The following is a 16,255-nucleotide window of genomic DNA, read 5'->3' as shown; positions in this document are numbered from 1 at the left end:
CGCCCTCCCTATCGTTTCAGATTGACGAGGACATCCATGATATCGGAGCCGGTCTGAAACACCTTCGAATTGGCGGTATAGCTGCGCTGCGCCTCGATCATTTCCGTCAGTTCGCCGGCGAGATCGACGTTCGAGCTTTCGAGAGCACCGGACTGGATGGAGCCAAGCCCGTTCGTCTGCGGGAAGCCGGTGACCGTTACGCCGGATAATCCGTTGGCACTGTAGACGTTGCCGCTGAGCAGCGTCAGATTGTCGGGGCTGGCAACCGTCGCGAGAGGAATCTGATAGAGAGCCTTCGTCGCGCCGTTCGCATAGGAGACCGACACCACGCCGTCCGTACCGATAGACACCGAACTCACGGCACTTGCCGCCTGGCCGTCTGCCGAGCCCGTCGCCGAGAAGTCGGAGGAAAGCTGGGTGAAGTCGGAATAATCCATGGTGATCGTCTTGGCCGTCACCGGATCGACGATGTCGGTGTCGGTTGCGGAGGTTAGCTGGCCATCGGCGTCGAAGGAGAGCGTGGCAACGCTCACGGCATCGGAAGAGTAGGGAAAGGACGTCGTGCTGCCGGTGGATGCATCGGCATTGCGGTAAACCGCGACCTCCCAGGTGCTGCCGGTGACCGCGCCGCTCGCGTCTGTCGTGACGCCGGTCTTGGTGAAGTAATAGTCGTACTGGACGGTGCCGCCGAGGCTGTCATAGGCAACCAGCGACATCTTCTGCGTGTCGTCGGTGACGCTCGCCGTGTTCGCGCTCGGCAGTGTCGTCGTATCGGTGACGACGGTCGCTTCGGAGTTCAGGTTGCCGCTGAAATAAGCGCTGCTCGAAGCGACGGCGCTCAAGCCCGATTGAGAGACGTTGACCGGCACCAGGCCGTCGAAGCCGTTGACGACCACAGCCGGCACGCCGGAGTCATAGGAGTATCCCATGAGCGTGACACCGCCGCCGTTGACGAGATTGCCGTCGCTGTCGACCGAGAAGTCGCCGGCCCGGGTGAGCACAGGCGTGCCGTCGGCGCTTTCGACGATGAAGAACCCGTCTCCCGAGATCGCCAGGTCGTAGGCCGACGTCGTATAGGAAATGTCGCCTTGCTGAGAAATTGCCTGGCGCACGGAGGTCTGAACGCCGCCTGAATTATAATTGCCCGAGGAAGACGGCAGGACCAATGACGAAAAGGACGTCGAAACGGCTTTGTAGCCGGTGGTGTTCGCGTTGGCGATATTGTCGGAAACCGTGCTGAGCCGGTTTGCCTGGGCGCTCATGCCGGAGACGGCGGTTTTCATGCTTCCAAAAATGCTCATGGCTCGATCCTTTAAGGTTTGGGAACATGCCATGTGACGAGGGGCTTCCAGGGCCCGGATGGCGGGCGCACCACATCGCTGGCGCCGGGCAAAGGCCGACACTGGTCGATGATCTGATTGTCTGGACTGACCCCGTGATGGCGATAGGCGCTTCGGCTCATCCGCGCGCTGGTTATCCGTGCGCCTGTGACGGCGCACCATTCGAACGTTTCCATATTTCGCAAGCGACCCGACTGAAGGCTCTGCCGGCTCGACTGCCGGGTCGCTTTAAAACCGTCTCAGTGCAGATCCTCCAGCGACCGCAATGGCGACGGCTTAACGACCGTCAGCTCGTGGACTGTGCAGACAATGAACCCGTGCCTGACGTGTCGAGCAGACTAAAGAGCTGGCTCGCCTGACTTTCGGTGATGTCGTCCGGCTTACCCGCCATAAACTCGTCCAATGTCACAAGCCCGTCTCCGTCCGTATCGAGATCGGAGAGCAGGGATGCAAACTGGTCATCGTCATCGTCAGCGGACGGCGGCGGTCCTTCGGGACGTTCCGACCGCTGAGCGGACATGGCCTCGGTCAGCGTATCAACCGATAGCGAGCCGGAACTTTCGCTGTCGAAGCTGTCGAACAGCGTGCCGGCCTGGTCCTCGCTCAGATCGGACGGCCGACCTGCAACGAACTCGGCCTTGCTCACCTGCCCATCGCCGTCGGTATCGAGATCGGAGAGCATGGATGCAAGTTCGTCATCGTCGGAAGGTGGCGGGGGTGGCGGCCCCTCGGCGCGTTCCGACTGCTGGGCGGACATGGCCTCGGTCAGCGCATCGACCGATAGCGAGCCGGAACCTTCGCTGTCGAAGCTGTTGAACAGCGTGCCGGCTTCATCCTCCGACACATCGGACGGCCGGGCTGCGACGAACTCGGCCTTGCTCACGTACCCGTCGCCATCGCTGTCCAGCTGCGCAACGTCCATGTCTGCGCCGCCGTCCTGCTGCTCGCTGGAAGCGGACTGACCGGCGAGGCCGTTCATCGTCAACGACATCAACTGCGACATGAGTTTCTCGGCGCTGTTGGTCGCGTCTTCGCTGAGCTGCTGGCTTGCGGTTGATTTTTTTGCCGAAACCGTATTACAGGATAGGGTGTCCTGGGATGCTGACGTCGAACTCTTGCTATAGGAATAGGAAGAGATCGACGTTGCGGCAGAAATGGTCGTCATAAGCGCTCCATCGATAGAGGGTGGGGATGCAACGCATTACAGAACCGATGAGTTCTCTAAATCGAAATTGCTAATGCCACAATCGAAAAAATCGTCCCTCAGAAATCGTAGTCTCCTTTCTGCGGGCGTCGGCTTGTGCTTCGATGAGGCGGTCTAGATCATTATGGATGTTGCCGACGAGCCCGTAGATGAGCCGCGCAAGCGAGGCCGGCCGAAAGTCTCAAGCGACGAGGACAAGCGGGCGCATATCGTCGAGATTGCCCGCCGCGTTTTTGTAAAATACGGCTATGCCGGAAGTACGACCGCAGTCGTCGCCAGCGAGGCGGGTGTTTCAAAACAGACGCTTTACAAGCTGTTTCAGAGCAAGGAAGAGCTGTTTGCCGCTGTGGTCGGCGCGCATCGGCGCCTGATGCTCGACTTGCCGCGGCCTGCTGAAGATATCTCGATCGCCGAGAGCCTCGAACGTATCTTCATGATCGATATGGATGAGGACAAGGACGCGGATCGTGCCGGTTTCCTGCAACTCGTCTTTCGCGAAGCGGCGCAGTTTCCCGAGCTCGTCGATATTCTGCAGCGCGAAGGCATGCTTGCCAGCCGGCAGGACCTCACCGACTGGCTGAGCCACCGTAGGGCGGAAGGCAAGTTGTCACTTGATGATCCGGCCAGCGGAGCCCGGATGCTGATGGATATGATTTTCGGCGGCATGGGTCCGCCGGAAGGGCGCGCTCAGGCCTGGCCTGATCGGGCGGTGCTGCTTGCCCATCTCAGGCGTTGCATTGCAATCTTTGCGGCGGGCGTCGGGGCCGCTTAACGCGATAAAGCCGCAATCCCTCGGCTTTGGACGTCCTGTTGCATTTTCGAATAATTATAGTACCATGTGGTTCTATTAAATTGATTCGGCCGCATGAATGCGGTCCGTATGCGCCATGAGCGGCGGCAACATCTCAGCAAACATGAAAAGTTTCAACCGTGACTGCCGGCAGGCTTTCGCGCGCGCGCTCATGCAAAGGGACAGACGTTGGTTTCCACCTATGTGAGCTACCTCTCGGTCGCCAGAAATCTGAACGCCAGTCTCTCGAGTGTGGCTTCGCAGGCAACGGTTTCCCGCGACAGTGCCTATTACAAGGAAAACATCGACAAGGTCACGACGGTCGATGAATTCATGGGCGATTATAAGCTCTACTCCTATGCCATGAAGGCCTACGGGCTCGACGACATGACATATGCCAAGGCCTTCATGAAGAAGGTGCTGGAAAGCGACCTCAGCGATTCATCGAGCTTCGCCAACAGTCTGAGCGACGGCCGCTACGCCGAATTCGCCGCCGCCTTCAAATTCGGGGGCGAGACGAAGACGGCGCAGTCAGACGTGCAGCGGGACAATCTGCTCGATGCCTATGAGGAATCCTTCGACACCGAGGCGGACGACATCGCGGACGAGACGGATTATTTTGAAGACAATATCTCGTCGATCACCTCTGTCGATGAATTTCTGTCGAGCTCCAGACTGAAGAACTATGCGCTGACGGCCTTCGGTCTCAGCACCGAATACACGTCCAGCAGCTTCCTGAAGCAGGTTTTGACGAGCGATCTGGACAATGCCGACAGTTTCGTCAACCAGCTTGGCGACGACGTCTATGTCAGCCTGGCCAGGGCCTTCAACTTCAACGAGGAGGGCTCGACCGACGGCGACTTGATGTCGGAGGACCAGATCTCGCTGGTATCAAGTGCTTATGCGGTGGCCTCGTCGACGATCGCGTCCACGGAAACCGGGGAGGCCTACGACACCTATTTTGCTGCCGAAATTGGCAACATCACCTCCGTCGACCAATTGATGAGCGACGACAAACTGGTCGGCTATCTCAGGATCGCCTACGGGCTTTCCGACGACGAATCCGACTCCTACATTTCGGCAGCCCTGAAAAGCGCCGACATTGCCGAAGCGATCGGCTTGTCTGACCTGCACGACGCCTTCAATTTCGACGAGGACGGCGCGCTTGCCGATGGCGACACCGCCCAGACCTCGAACCAGACCGCCACGACCACGGCAGCCTTCGACGAAAATTATCAGGTGCTGGTCGCCAATGCCAGCACGGAAGATGCCACCGACAACTATACGACACGCATCGCCAGCGTCACCTCGATCGATGATTTCCTCGTATCGAACGATGACGACGATGACGACGACAACGACGATCTTCCGGAACTGTGGGAAATGGCGTTGCGCGCCTATGACATAGACCCGGACAGCGTTTCGAGAAGCGAAGTTCGGAAAATTCTCGAAAGCGATCCCTCGGACTCGAAAAGCTATGTCAACAGCCTCGACGACGACCGGTTCGTAGCCTTTCGCAAAGCCTTCAACTTCGACGACAATGGTGACGTCACCGTTCCCTTGCAGGCCATGTCGGAATCCGTCGTCGACGACTATGCCGCCTATTACAAGCAGAACAAAATCCGATACCTCGAAGGCGACGAACTGACCGAGGCGACCGATGCAGCGAATGACGAGATCACCTATTTTCGCGAGCAGATGGCGACGATCACCACGGCCAGCGAATTTCTGGCCGACGATCGCCTGGTTAGCTTTGCGCTTGAGGCGAAGGGGCTCGACCCGGACGATGTCACGTCGGACGAGTTGGAGAAGATGTTTTCTTCCGATCTCGACGACGAAGATAGTTATGTCAACAAGCTGGACGACAATCGTTTCGGCGAACTCGTCGGCTCGTTCAATTTCGATCAGGACGGCAATATTTCCGCCGATCCGACCGGGACTGTGCAGCAGCGCGGCGATGTGCTGGAAACGATCGACTCCTATGTCAGGCTGACGCTCGAAGACGACCAGGGCGACAGCAACACCGGCGTGCGCCTTGCCCTCTATTTCGAACGCAAGGCGCCGGAGATTTCGAACGCCTATGACATTCTGGGCGACAGCGCGCTCTTTGAGTTCTTTACGACGACCTTCAACCTGTCCAGTTACGTCTCGAACATGGACGTCGACAAGCAAGCCGAGATGGTCGACAATTTCATCGACATGAAGGATCTGTCGGATCCTGACAAAGTCGACGATCTGATCCAACGCTTCACCGCCATGTATGACATGGCCAACGGCACGGGCACCACGTCGTCAGCCCTGTCGATCCTGACCGGCTCGGCGACAATCAGCGCTGACACGCTGCTTGCGGTGGCGCAGTTGAAAAGCAGTTGAGCGGCCTGTAGGCCCGTTCCCGGAGAAGCTGACGAAGTGCATCGCTGCCCTGCGGGGCAGGGGGCCGGTGCCTTTGCCCGGATGCGCCTGATGAACGCAGCGCTGGTTGAAAACAAAATATCCTGCACGTTATACTCATAATTAAATCCCCGTTAATAAGCATGGGCGAATATTCCCGAAATGGCTGGGTCGACAGCGATGAATCTAGGGGGATTTGCGAATGAATATTCTTGATCGTGGTGCAAATGCTGTCGCGGTTCTTGCGGCTCTGTCGAAGTCGCAAGCGATGATCGAGTTTGATTTATCGGGCAATATCCTCACCGCAAACGAAAGCTTCTGCAGGGCGCTCGGTTACGAGTTGACGGAGATCGTCGGGAAACATCACAGCATGTTTGTCGAACCTGCCTACGCATCCTCGGCAGAATACAAGGCTTTCTGGACGAAGCTGTCGGCCGGGAAATTCGATCAACAACAATATAAGCGGCTCGGAAAGGGCGGGCGTGAGGTCTGGATCGAAGCATCCTACAATCCCGTGTTCCGACGCGGGAAGCCGGTCAAGGTCATCAAGATTGCAACCGATATCACCGCGCAGAAGCAAAAATCTGCCGAGCATGCGGGCAAGATCGACGCATTGTCCCGGGCTCAGGCGATCATCGAATTCACGCCGGCCGGCGAAATCCTGACCGCGAACGACAATTTCCTGACCGCGCTTGGTTATTCGCTTGCCGAAATCCAGGGCAAACATCATTCGATGTTCTGTGAAGCCGATTACTCGAGGTCGGAGGCTTACAAGGAATTCTGGCGGAAACTTGCGAGCGGCCAACTGGTTGCCGACGAATTCACGCGTGTGGGCAAGGGTGGACGGAAGGTTTACATCCAGGCTTCCTACAATCCGATCTTTGACCTGAACGGCAAGGTGTTCAAAGTCGTGAAGTTCGCGACCGATGTCACGGCGCGCGTCGAAAATGTCGAACAACTTGCGCTTTGCCTGACGAATCTTGCGGATGGCGACCTGTCGCAGGCGATCCAGAAGCCTTTCATTCCTTCACTGGAAAGGCTGCGTTCCGACTTCAACAGCGCCTCGGAAAAGTTGAAGGGCGCGATGGCAACGGTTGCCGAAAATGCCAAGGCGATCTCCGCCGGTTCCAACGAAATCCGCACGGCGGCCGACGACCTGGCAAAACGTACCGAGCAGCAAGCGGCATCCGTCGAAGAAACCGCCGCCGCCCTTGAGGAAATCACGACGACGGTCAAGGATTCGAGCCGCCGTGCGGAGGAAGCCGGTCAGCTCGTGGCGCGTACCAGGAACCATGCGGAACATTCCGGCCAGGTGGTTCGTGACGCGATTGGAGCGATGGACCAGATCGAAAATTCGTCACGCGAGATTTCCAACATCATCGGTGTCATCGATGAGATTGCCTTCCAGACGAACCTTTTGGCGCTTAATGCCGGCGTAGAAGCGGCACGGGCAGGGGAGGCCGGCAAGGGTTTTGCGGTCGTTGCCCAGGAGGTCCGCGAACTGGCGCAGCGATCGGCGAAAGCTGCAAAGGAGATAAAGAGCCTGATTACGGCATCCGGTTCTCATGTCGCAAACGGCGTTGCCCTCGTCACGAATGCCGGATCCGCGCTCCAGGAAATCGCCAGTCAGGTTCACGAAATCAATACCAACGTCACGGCGATCGTGGAGGCGGCGCGCGAGCAATCGACTGCGCTCGGCGAGATCAGCCAGTCCATCAACACCGTCGACCAGGGAACGCAGCAGAATGCCGCGATGGTCGAGGAGCAGACGGCCGCGAGCCACGGCCTTGCGCGAGAGGCTGCCGCGCTCTTCGAGCTTCTTGAACAGTTCCGTTTCAACGATGCACCGAGACCGAGGTCTTCGTTCGCGCAGGCGGATCGCCACGCCGCCGCACCGACGGCTTTGAAAGTCGTTCGTACCTCGCCTGCCGCGTCCATCCGTGGGTCGGCGTCCGTCGCGCTGAAGTCTGATTGGGAGGAATTCTGATCTGCCCAAGCTGAGGCCATATCTGAGCAGTATCGGTGACGGCAGAACGTCACCGTGATCGAAAGGCCGAAGCGGGACACGATAAAGCTCGCAAACAGCGCGACGGCTGTATGCGTTGCAATGCCGCGCCCAGGACGGCTGGGCTGGCCATATGCTCGGCTGGTTGTCTCCCACACTTCAGCCGCGCTGCCCACCCCACTTCAATCAAGCTACCTCGAACCGGGATGGTTCGGCTTGCAACGCTCGATCCATGCGTCGGGCCTTTCGCGCAAATCGACCGTCGGCGCCATGCGGGTGAATTGTTCGCCTTCACCCGGCAGATTATCCTGCAACTCGATGGCTCGTTCGCCGCAGGTGAAGCGGCCGGTTCGCTGATCCGCGCCGCGACCGCACCCCCCTAAGGCGGCCGGATCCGGAGGCGCCGGCTCTGCGGCCGCATCGTCGGCAGCCCACCGGCGGAGATTTCATCAACCCACCGAAGATAAACGCTCGGTTCGGCCGCCAGGTCACGGAGCGGGAGGGGCATGATGATGAAGCTCGGAAACAAGAGAAAAATGCTGCGCTGCCAAAAAAATCGCCACGCGCACCACTGCGCGTTTTTTCGGCACGACCCATTGACAATTCATCCTTGATGGCACTTGATAACGTTATTCCAGTAAAACAGACATGCGTCCATTATACTGGAACAATAGAAATCATCCATAAGGGGAACGCCATGACCATTTCCTTTCGCACCGGCGTGATGTCGCTGGCCGCCGCCGCTCTGTTGTCCACGCCTGTGCTGGCCGAAGGCAGCAAGCTCGATGAAGTGCTGGCCCGCGGCCATCTCGTCCTCGGCACGGGCAGCACCAATGCGCCTTGGCACTTCAAGAGCGCCGACGACAAGCTTCAGGGATTCGACGTCGACATGGGCCATATCATCGCCAAGGCGCTTTTCGGCGACCCTGAGAAGATCGAATATGTGAACCAGTCCTCCGATGCCCGCATCCCGAACATCACCACCGACAAAGTCGACATCACCTGCCAGTTCATGACCGTTACCGGCGAGCGCGCCCAGCAGGTTGCCTTCACCATTCCCTATTATCGCGAGGGTGTAGGCCTGATGCTCAAGGCGGACGGAAAATATGCCGACTACGCCGCCCTCAAGACGGCCGGCTCCTCCGTCACCATCTCGGTTCTCCAGAACGTCTATGCCGAGGCGATGGTGCATGCGGCATTGCCGGAGGCCACCGTCGACCAGTACGATTCCGTCGACCTGATCTATCAGGCGCTGGAATCGGGACGCGCCGATGCAGTCGCCACGGATCAGTCGTCGCTCGCCTGGTACATGACGCAGAATCCGGGTCGCTATAAAGATGCCGGCTACGGCTGGAACCCGCAGACCTATGCCTGCGCCGTCAAACGCGGCGATCAGGATTGGTTGAACTTCGTCAACACCGCCCTGCACGAAGCCATGACCGGCGTTGAATTCGACTTTTACGCCAAGTCCTTCAAGACTTGGTTCGGCAAGGATCTGACCCCGCCACAGATCGGCTTTCCCGTCGAGTTCAAGTAACAGCCATGTGGAGCGGGACACGTTTCCCGCTCCGCATTTAGAGAGTGAGAGCACGACGTCGTCCGAAAACCGCTCACAGTTTTCGGCATCATGCTCTGGTCTGAAAGGGCGGCCCGTATGGGTTACACGTTGAATTTCGCTGCCGTCTGGCGCAATTTTGATTTTCTTTTGAGCGGGCTCGCGCTCAGCCTCGGCCTTGCCGTGATCTCGATCCTGATCGGCGCCGCGATCGGCCTCGTCGTGGCCTTCGCGCTGACGTCCAAAAGCCGGTTTGCAGTCGTGCCGGCACGGGTCTATGTCACTGTCATTCGCAATCTGCCGATTCTCGTCCTGGTGCTTTTCGCCTTTTTCGCGCTGCCGCAGATGGGCTTGCGCCTCGACAAGATAAAAAGCTTCGTCCTGGTTCTATCCCTTTACTCCGGCGCCTATCTGGCCGAGGTGTTCCGCGCCGGGCTGCTGTCGATCCCGAGAGGATTGACGGAAGCGGGTCTTGCCATCGGCCTGACGGGGATGCAGATCCGCAGTTCCATCATCGCTCCGCTGATGCTGCGCAACGTGCTGCCGTCGCTGTCCTCGACGATTATTTCGCTCTTCAAGGACACCTCGCTCGCCGCCGCCATCGCCGTGCCCGAACTGACGTTTGCTGCCCGCAAGATCAATGTCGAGAGCTTCCGCGTCATAGAGACCTGGATGGTGACGTCAGCGCTCTATGTCGCGACCTGTTTCCTCATCGCCGCCGTGATGCGCTTCGTCGAGCGCCGTCTGGCCCTGCCGAGATAAGCCCTGATGTCCCACACTTTTCTCGAACAACTCTGGATCGCCCGCTACGTCATCATGAACGGCATCGGCGTGACCGTGTCGATCTCCCTGCTGGCCATCCTCGCCGGTTCCGTACTCGGTGTTTTCGTTGGTTTGGCGCTCGTCTATGGCGGCGTTGTTTTGCGTCTGGCCGTGCGCGCCTATACGGATATCATCCGCGGCACGCCGGTGCTCGTGCTCGTGCTGGCGAGCTACTATGTGTCGGCCGCCGTCGGCCTCGATCTCGGGCCGTTCTCGGCCGGCGTGCTTGCCCTTGCCATCTTCTGCTCCTCCCATGTCGGCGAAATCGTGCGCGGAGCGCTTCAGGCAATCCCGAAGGGGCAGACCGAAGCCGCCAAGGCGATCGGCCTCACCTTTACCCAGACCTTCACCTCGGTGCTGTGGCCGCAGGCCATGCGCCAGTGCCTGCCGGCCTGGGTGAATACGGCGGCCGAGATGGTGAAAGCCTCGACACTGCTCTCCGTCATCGGGGTCGCAGAACTTCTCCTGCGCACACAGGAGATCATCTCCCGCAATTTCATGAGCCTCCAGTTCTATTTCCTGGCTGGCGGTCTCTATTTCATCATCAACTATGGCATCGAGCACTTCGGCAAATATGTCGAGCGCAAGACCGCCCTGCCGTCCTGAGGAGTTCCCCCGATGGCCAAGACCATTCTCGACATCCAGGGTCTGCGCAAGACTTACGGCATCCACGAAGTCCTCAAGGGCGTCGATTGCGCCGTGCAGGAAGGCGAAGTCATTTCCATCATCGGCTCGTCCGGCTCCGGAAAGACCACCTTGCTGCGCTGCATCAACATGCTTGAGGAATTCCAGGGCGGCACGATCAGCCTCGACGGCGAGGAGATCGGCTACCGCGCCGAAGGCGCAACGCGGCGCCGCAAGAGCGAGAAGGAGATTGCACGCCAGCGCGCGCTGACCGGCATGGCGTTTCAGCAGTTCAATCTTTTCCCGCATATGAGTGCCGCTGAAAATGTCATGCTCGGCCTCGTCAAGGTCAAGAAGATGACGAAGCCGGATGCTCGTGCCATCGCGGAAAAATGGCTCGATCGTGTCGGCCTTTCCGCCCGCTCGAACCATTATCCCGGACAGCTTTCCGGCGGCCAGCAGCAGCGCGTCGCGATCGCCCGCGCCATCGCCATGTCGCCGAGGCTGATGCTGTTCGACGAAGTGACCTCCGCGCTCGACCCGGAACTGGTGGGCGAAGTGCTCCAGGTCATCAAGGGGCTTGCCGCCGACGGCATGACCATGCTGCTCGTCACGCACGAGATGCGCTTTGCCTACGACGTTTCGTCACGGGTCATCTTCATGAACCAGGGCGTCATCTGTGAGGAGGGCGATCCGAGGGACATGTTCGTGCATCCGAAGACCGAACGGCTGGCGGAATTCCTCAAAACCTCGAGTTTCAACTAGACGAAAAGAAAGATCCCGTGACGGTCCCTCTGCGGATCGTCATGGGCGCTCAGTCCAAGGATCGACAAGCTCAATCCCCAAGCCCTCGAAATCCTTTATATTGCGCGTGGCGAGGGTGAGATCGTGAGCAATCGCGGTGGCGGCAATCAGGCCGTCCATTGACGACAAGCCGCGTCCGCTTCGCTTTGCGAGCCCCATCAAGTCTCCCCAGGTTATCGCAACCGCCTGGTCTACAGGGATGACACGCTGCTCGAAGCGCTGCGGCAGGTCCTTTGCAAGCCATTCAGCCAGCGCGTCGCGCTTCCGACCGCTTTCCATCAATGCAACACCACGCCGGATCTCCGCGATCGATACGACGCTGATGAATGCGCGATCCTCGTCGAGATCGTCCAGCCATTGTAGGACATGTGCATCGGGACGCGGCCTTGTCACCTCGGAAAGCACATTGGTGTCCAGCAGAAGTCTCACAGCTGGAGATCACGCGGTTCGTCGCGCTGCCGTTCGAGGTCCAGATCGGCGCCACGCAGCGGCGATTGCATCAGAAATTCTGCAAGGGTGCCCTTGCGCGCGGTCTTCCGCTGCCATTCCTCGGCCGAAACGACGACGACGCTTGGTTTACCATTGCGCATGATCGTTTGCGGTGTTGCTTGCGCGCGTTCGATAACCTCAGACAGCTTGGCCTTCGCACTGGCGACGGTCCAACTTTTATCCTCTGGTCGTGATGGCTGCATTCGCCATATCCTGACTATAGTGACTATCATGACTATATAAGCCGAACCGGTCTAGCCGCAAGCAACTTTTCGATAGGGAAGGGGCTTTCCCGACTTTGCGCGGCCGACGCTGAGGAGTTTGCAAGGAATTGCGGGGGCTCGCTCAATTTACGCTCAGTTTGCATTCCCAGCGTGCAAATTCCAGGGGGAGGGATCCGAGACATCTTGGAAATCCTGAACGCAGAATTTTGGCACGAGCTTTGCTTTCCTGTCTTGTATGCAAGATAGCCAGACATCTGAGAGCACGCAGAAGACCATCGAGGAGACGATCGTCTCCGGGATTCTTTCAGCCAAAATTCGGCCTGGGACGCGTCTCAGTGAAAACCAGCTGGCAACGCTCTTCAGCGTGTCTCGAACCCGCGTCCGTGAAGCCATGATGCGCTTGGAAACACGCGGTATCGTGCATGTCAGTCCGAGACGAGGCTGGTTTGTTGTCGAGCCGTCCGCTGAAGAGGCGATCGCGGTCTATGAGGCACGGCGCGTCATCGAGGCCGGATTGCTGCGCAGCATGCGCGTATTGACGGACGAGGGAAGCAAAGCTCTCGACGTGCATTTGAACGAGGAAAAGACGGCAATGGCTGCGGGCGACCGCCAGCGCCTGACTTATTTGATGGGTGATTTCCACATCCGCATCGCAGAATTGAGCGGGAACGCCATCATCGTCGATATCCTCCGCGATCTCACAGCGAGGACGATCCTCATCTCGATGCTCTATCAATCTGAATTTCATGCCGCACAGTCCCATGACGGGCACTGCCGCATCTTCGAGGCCATGCAAGCGGGCGATTTCGTCAGAGCTGCGGAACTCTCTGTCGAACATCTGGACGAAGTGGAAATGGGGCTCGATCTCACCACACGCCCGGACCCGCTCTCGGAACTGCGCAGTTCCCTGTCACTTCCTCCCAAGACCGTGTCCCCAACTCCCGGACCCAAAAAACCACAACTTCAAAGGAGCAATTAAAACATGCTGACAAGACGAGTCTTCTTCGCAATGGCGACCCTGGCTGCAACCTTCGGCTTCGGCTCCGCGTCTTACGCCGATGCTCTCGCCGACATCACGGCGCGCGGTACGCTGCGTGTCGCCGTCCCGCAGGATTTCCCGCCCTTTGGCAGCGTCGGCACTGACATGGCGCCGATGGGCTACGATATCGATGTGGCCAATCTCATTGCCGAGAAGCTGGCTGTCAAAACCGAACTCGTGCCGGTCACCAGCGCCAACCGCGTCCCCTATCTGCAGACGAACAAAGTCGATCTGGTCATATCAAGCCTCGGCAAGAATGCGGAGCGCGAAAAGGTGATCGATTTCACCACGGCCTACGCCCCCTTCTTCAATGGCGTGTTCGCGCCCGCCGATCTTTCGATCGCCAAGGTGGAAGATCTCGCAGGCAAAAGCATCGGTGTTACGCGCGGCGCTGTCGAAGATCTCGAGCTGACGAAGATCGCGCCGGCCGATGCGACGATCAAGCGCTACGAGGACAATAACGGCACCATCTCGGCCTTCCTGTCCGGTCAGGTCGACACCATCGCGACCGGCAATGTCGTGGCCGCTGCGATCCTCGCCAAAAATCCTCCCAAGCGCCCTGAGATGAAATTCCTCATCAAGAACTCGCCCTGCTACATCGGTCTCAACAAGGAACAGGCGGCTCTTCTGGAGAAGGTAAACGGCATTATCGCTGCCGCCAAAACCGATGGATCGCTCAACGCCATCTCGCAGAAGTGGCTCGGCGCCGATCTCCCGTCGGATCTGTAAGGAAGCCGGTCTCACGGACGTCATCTCGCGCCTGCGCGCGGGATGACGTGACGCTCCGTCGCCAGAAGAGGGGACAATTCCTTGAGCTATCATTTCGAATTCGGCTGGCTGCTTGAATATTATCCTGAGATCATCAAGGGCATACTGATCACCCTGGAGCTTATCGCGATCGGCGGCGTGCTCGGCATTTCGCTCGGCATCTTCTGTGCCTGGGTGCGCGCGCTCGGCCCGGCTTGGTTGAAGCCTGTCGTTGCGACCTATGTCGAACTGATCCGCAATACGCCGTTTCTCATCCAGCTCTTTTTCATCTTTTTCGGTCTGCCGTCGCTAGGCCTCAAGCTTTCCGAACTGACGGCCGCCAACCTCGCGATGGTCGTCAACCTCGGCGCCTATAGCTGCGAGATTATCCGCGCGGGCATCCAGGCAACTCCGAAGGGTCAGTTCGAGGCGGGCGAGAGCCTTGCCATGACGCGCTTCGAAACCTTCCGGCATGTCGTTCTCGTGCCGTCGCTGCAGCGCATCTGGCCGGCGCTGTCGTCGCAAGTCGTCATCGTCATGCTCGGCTCATCGGTGGTGTCGCAGATCGCCGCCGAGGATCTGACCTTTGCTGCGAACTTCATACAATCGCGAACCTTCCGCGCCTTCGAGGCCTACATCGTCTCGACAGCCATCTATCTTGTGCTGGCGATCCTGCTTCGGCAGGTGCTGGCGGTGGTCGGTGGGTTCATTTTCCCGAGGAGGGCGACGCGATGATCGAGTTCACACTCTGGGACATCCTGCGCAACCTGCTGCTCGCCACCCGCTGGACGATCCTGCTTTCGCTCGTCTCCTTCATCGGCGGCGGCGCGGTCGGACTGGGGCTGCTCTTCTTGCGCATCAGCAAGCGCAAGGCGTTCAGGGTACTTGCGAAATACTATATTGAGCTCTTCCAAGGCACGCCGCTGCTGATGCAGCTCTTCATCGCGTTTTTCGGTCTCGGTCTCTTCGGGATAGATGTGCCGGCCTGGCTTGCTGCGGGATTGACGCTCACCCTGTGGAGCGCCGCCTTCCTCGCCGAAATATGGCGAGGCTGCGTCGAAGCGGTCGTGAGGGGTCAATGGGAAGCCTCCGCCAGCCTCGGCATGGGCCGGTTGCAGCAGATGCGCTACGTCATCTTGCCCCAGGCGCTGAGGGTCGCCATACCGCCCACGGTCGGCTTCTCCGTTCAAATCGTCAAGGGAACGGCGCTGACTTCGATCATCGGTTTCGTTGAATTGTCGAAAGCCGGCACGGTGGTCACCAATGCCACCTTCCAGCCCTTCACCGTCTACGGGCTCGTCGCCCTCATCTACTTCGCCCTTTGCTGGCCTTTGTCGAAAAGCAGCCAGATCCTGGAAAGGAAGCTCAATGTCGCTCATCGAAATCACTGAAGTCCGCAAGAGCTTCGGCAGCACCGAGGTGCTGAAAGGCATCAATCTCGATGTGGAGGCTGGCGAAGTCATCGCTATTATCGGCAAGAGCGGTTCAGGCAAATCGACCCTGCTTCGCTGCATCAACGGCCTTGAGACCATCACCGACGGCTCCATCTCCGTGGCCGGCGCGCAGCTCCTTGATGACGAAGTGCATCTGAAGGCACTGCGCCTCAAGGTCGGCATGATCTTTCAGCAGTTCAACCTCTTCCCGCACCTGACCGTCGGCGGCAACGTCATGCTGTCACAGACCGTGGTCAAGAAGACCCCGAAAGTCGAAGCCGAGGCCACCGCCCGAAAGATGCTGGAGCGGGTAGGGCTGGGCCACAGGTTCGACGCCTATCCCGACGAGCTCTCGGGTGGCCAGCAGCAGCGCGTCGCCATCGCCCGCGCGCTGGCCATGCAGCCGACCGCGCTTCTTTGCGACGAGATCACCTCCGCGCTCGATCCGGAACTGGTCGCCGAAGTCCTGGCCGTCGTGCGCGAGCTTGCCGCCGAGGGAATGACGCTCCTGATGGTAACGCACGAGATGAAGTTCGCCCGCGACGTCTGCAGCCGCGTCGTCTTCATGCATCAGGGCCGCGTTCACGAAATAGGCCTGCCGGAGGACGTCTTCGCCAATCCTCAGACTGCAGAGCTGAAGCAGTTTCTCGGCGTCAACTAGAATATCCGTGCGCTTTCCTTGCGAGCGATAACCCATTGGTTTCTTTCGCACTTCATCCTTGAACGCACCATCTGGAAAAGCTAACCCAAGTGCATCACGCCTGTTTTGCAGAGTAGGGGATCACCTA

16 protein-coding genes are annotated in these 16,255 nt (G+C 59.0%); 12 read left to right on the top strand and 4 right to left on the bottom strand.

Annotated features, from left to right (window positions below):
- Positions 1-8 precede the first annotated feature (8 nt).
- On the bottom strand, positions 9-1,301 hold the full coding sequence (locus tag C3Y91_RS16215; RefSeq protein WP_168575575.1) for a flagellar hook protein FlgE: 1,293 nt from the start codon (positions 1,299-1,301) through the stop codon (positions 9-11).
- A gap of 325 nt (positions 1,302-1,626) precedes the next feature.
- Positions 1,627-2,505: an EF-hand domain-containing protein gene (locus C3Y91_RS16210; RefSeq protein ID WP_130772390.1), complete on the bottom strand. Its 879-nt coding sequence runs from the start codon at positions 2,503-2,505 to the stop codon at positions 1,627-1,629.
- Between the two features lie 163 nt (positions 2,506-2,668).
- Here C3Y91_RS16210 and C3Y91_RS16205 point away from each other — a divergent pair, with 163 nt between their 5' ends.
- The 7 genes from C3Y91_RS16205 to C3Y91_RS16175 all read left to right on the top strand — a co-directional run bounded on the left by C3Y91_RS16205 (position 2,669) and on the right by C3Y91_RS16175 (position 11,496).
- Positions 2,669-3,316 (top strand): TetR/AcrR family transcriptional regulator, encoded by a 648-nt coding sequence (locus C3Y91_RS16205; RefSeq protein WP_018480592.1) that lies wholly within the window; start codon positions 2,669-2,671, stop codon positions 3,314-3,316.
- Positions 3,317-3,523: 207 nt separating this feature from the next.
- On the top strand, positions 3,524-5,707 hold the full coding sequence (locus C3Y91_RS16200) for a DUF1217 domain-containing protein (RefSeq protein WP_168575574.1): 2,184 nt from the start codon (positions 3,524-3,526) through the stop codon (positions 5,705-5,707).
- Between the two features lie 220 nt (positions 5,708-5,927).
- Positions 5,928-7,712, top strand: a complete 1,785-nt coding sequence (locus C3Y91_RS16195) for a methyl-accepting chemotaxis protein (protein ID WP_168575573.1) — start codon at positions 5,928-5,930, stop codon at positions 7,710-7,712.
- Positions 7,713-8,427: 715 nt separating this feature from the next.
- Positions 8,428-9,267 carry a transporter substrate-binding protein gene (locus C3Y91_RS16190; protein ID WP_024319795.1) on the top strand — a complete coding sequence of 280 codons (840 nt, stop codon included), beginning with the start codon at positions 8,428-8,430 and terminating at the stop codon, positions 9,265-9,267.
- 117 nt (positions 9,268-9,384) lie between these two features.
- Positions 9,385-10,047 (top strand): amino acid ABC transporter permease, encoded by a 663-nt coding sequence (locus tag C3Y91_RS16185; protein ID WP_003550217.1) that lies wholly within the window; start codon positions 9,385-9,387, stop codon positions 10,045-10,047.
- A gap of 6 nt (positions 10,048-10,053) precedes the next feature.
- Positions 10,054-10,713, top strand: a complete 660-nt coding sequence (locus tag C3Y91_RS16180) for an amino acid ABC transporter permease (RefSeq protein WP_024319797.1) — start codon at positions 10,054-10,056, stop codon at positions 10,711-10,713.
- 12 nt (positions 10,714-10,725) lie between these two features.
- Positions 10,726-11,496, top strand: coding sequence for an amino acid ABC transporter ATP-binding protein (locus C3Y91_RS16175; RefSeq protein WP_018493372.1), 771 nt, complete (start codon positions 10,726-10,728; stop codon positions 11,494-11,496).
- A gap of 39 nt (positions 11,497-11,535) precedes the next feature.
- On the opposite strand, the gene C3Y91_RS16170 is transcribed toward C3Y91_RS16175, so the two are convergent.
- Together C3Y91_RS16170 and C3Y91_RS16165 are read right to left on the bottom strand one after the other, a co-directional pair.
- On the bottom strand, positions 11,536-11,964 hold the full coding sequence (locus C3Y91_RS16170) for a PIN domain-containing protein (protein WP_168575572.1): 429 nt from the start codon (positions 11,962-11,964) through the stop codon (positions 11,536-11,538).
- On the bottom strand, positions 11,961-12,227 hold the full coding sequence (locus C3Y91_RS16165) for a type II toxin-antitoxin system Phd/YefM family antitoxin (RefSeq protein WP_017991284.1): 267 nt from the start codon (positions 12,225-12,227) through the stop codon (positions 11,961-11,963). The genes C3Y91_RS16170 and C3Y91_RS16165 overlap by 4 nt, the downstream gene beginning before the upstream one ends.
- Positions 12,228-12,483: 256 nt before the next feature.
- Here C3Y91_RS16165 and C3Y91_RS16160 point away from each other — a divergent pair, with 256 nt between their 5' ends.
- The 5 genes from C3Y91_RS16160 to C3Y91_RS16140 all read left to right on the top strand — a co-directional run bounded on the left by C3Y91_RS16160 (position 12,484) and on the right by C3Y91_RS16140 (position 16,128).
- Positions 12,484-13,227, top strand: a complete 744-nt coding sequence (locus tag C3Y91_RS16160; protein WP_026170989.1) for a GntR family transcriptional regulator — start codon at positions 12,484-12,486, stop codon at positions 13,225-13,227.
- A gap of 3 nt (positions 13,228-13,230) precedes the next feature.
- Entirely contained in the window at positions 13,231-14,016 is a 786-nt protein-coding gene (locus C3Y91_RS16155; protein ID WP_024319800.1) for a transporter substrate-binding domain-containing protein, read from the top strand.
- Between the two features lie 81 nt (positions 14,017-14,097).
- Positions 14,098-14,769, top strand: coding sequence for an amino acid ABC transporter permease (locus C3Y91_RS16150; RefSeq protein ID WP_024319801.1), 672 nt, complete (start codon positions 14,098-14,100; stop codon positions 14,767-14,769).
- Entirely contained in the window at positions 14,766-15,425 is a 660-nt protein-coding gene (locus C3Y91_RS16145) for an amino acid ABC transporter permease (protein ID WP_024319802.1), read from the top strand. The genes C3Y91_RS16150 and C3Y91_RS16145 overlap by 4 nt, the downstream gene beginning before the upstream one ends.
- Positions 15,403-16,128: an amino acid ABC transporter ATP-binding protein gene (locus tag C3Y91_RS16140; RefSeq protein ID WP_024319803.1), complete on the top strand. Its 726-nt coding sequence runs from the start codon at positions 15,403-15,405 to the stop codon at positions 16,126-16,128. Before C3Y91_RS16145 ends, C3Y91_RS16140 begins: the two co-directional genes overlap by 23 nt.
- Positions 16,129-16,255: the final 127 nt, after the last annotated feature.

This window comes from Rhizobium ruizarguesonis (genome assembly GCF_012349115.1).
Classification (GTDB): Bacteria; Pseudomonadota; Alphaproteobacteria; order Rhizobiales; family Rhizobiaceae; genus Rhizobium; species Rhizobium ruizarguesonis.
The sequence above is the reverse complement of the archived record's forward strand: the minus strand, read 5'-3'. Positions and strand labels throughout refer to the sequence as shown.

Coding starts and splice junctions, on each gene's coding strand:
- C3Y91_RS16160 (WP_026170989.1), top strand. CDS start 12,484: ATGCAAGATAGCCAGACATCTGAGAGCACGCAGAAGACCATCGAGGAG.
- C3Y91_RS16165 (WP_017991284.1), bottom strand. CDS start 12,227: ATGCAGCCATCACGACCAGAGGATAAAAGTTGGACCGTCGCCAGTGCG.
- C3Y91_RS16145 (WP_024319802.1), top strand. CDS start 14,766: ATGATCGAGTTCACACTCTGGGACATCCTGCGCAACCTGCTGCTCGCC.
- C3Y91_RS16215 (WP_168575575.1), bottom strand. CDS start 1,301: ATGAGCATTTTTGGAAGCATGAAAACCGCCGTCTCCGGCATGAGCGCC.
- C3Y91_RS16210 (WP_130772390.1), bottom strand. CDS start 2,505: ATGACGACCATTTCTGCCGCAACGTCGATCTCTTCCTATTCCTATAGC.
- C3Y91_RS16190 (WP_024319795.1), top strand. CDS start 8,428: ATGACCATTTCCTTTCGCACCGGCGTGATGTCGCTGGCCGCCGCCGCT.
- C3Y91_RS16140 (WP_024319803.1), top strand. CDS start 15,403: ATGTCGCTCATCGAAATCACTGAAGTCCGCAAGAGCTTCGGCAGCACC.
- C3Y91_RS16155 (WP_024319800.1), top strand. CDS start 13,231: ATGCTGACAAGACGAGTCTTCTTCGCAATGGCGACCCTGGCTGCAACC.
- C3Y91_RS16195 (WP_168575573.1), top strand. CDS start 5,928: ATGAATATTCTTGATCGTGGTGCAAATGCTGTCGCGGTTCTTGCGGCT.
- C3Y91_RS16185 (WP_003550217.1), top strand. CDS start 9,385: ATGGGTTACACGTTGAATTTCGCTGCCGTCTGGCGCAATTTTGATTTT.
- C3Y91_RS16180 (WP_024319797.1), top strand. CDS start 10,054: ATGTCCCACACTTTTCTCGAACAACTCTGGATCGCCCGCTACGTCATC.
- C3Y91_RS16175 (WP_018493372.1), top strand. CDS start 10,726: ATGGCCAAGACCATTCTCGACATCCAGGGTCTGCGCAAGACTTACGGC.
- C3Y91_RS16205 (WP_018480592.1), top strand. CDS start 2,669: ATGGATGTTGCCGACGAGCCCGTAGATGAGCCGCGCAAGCGAGGCCGG.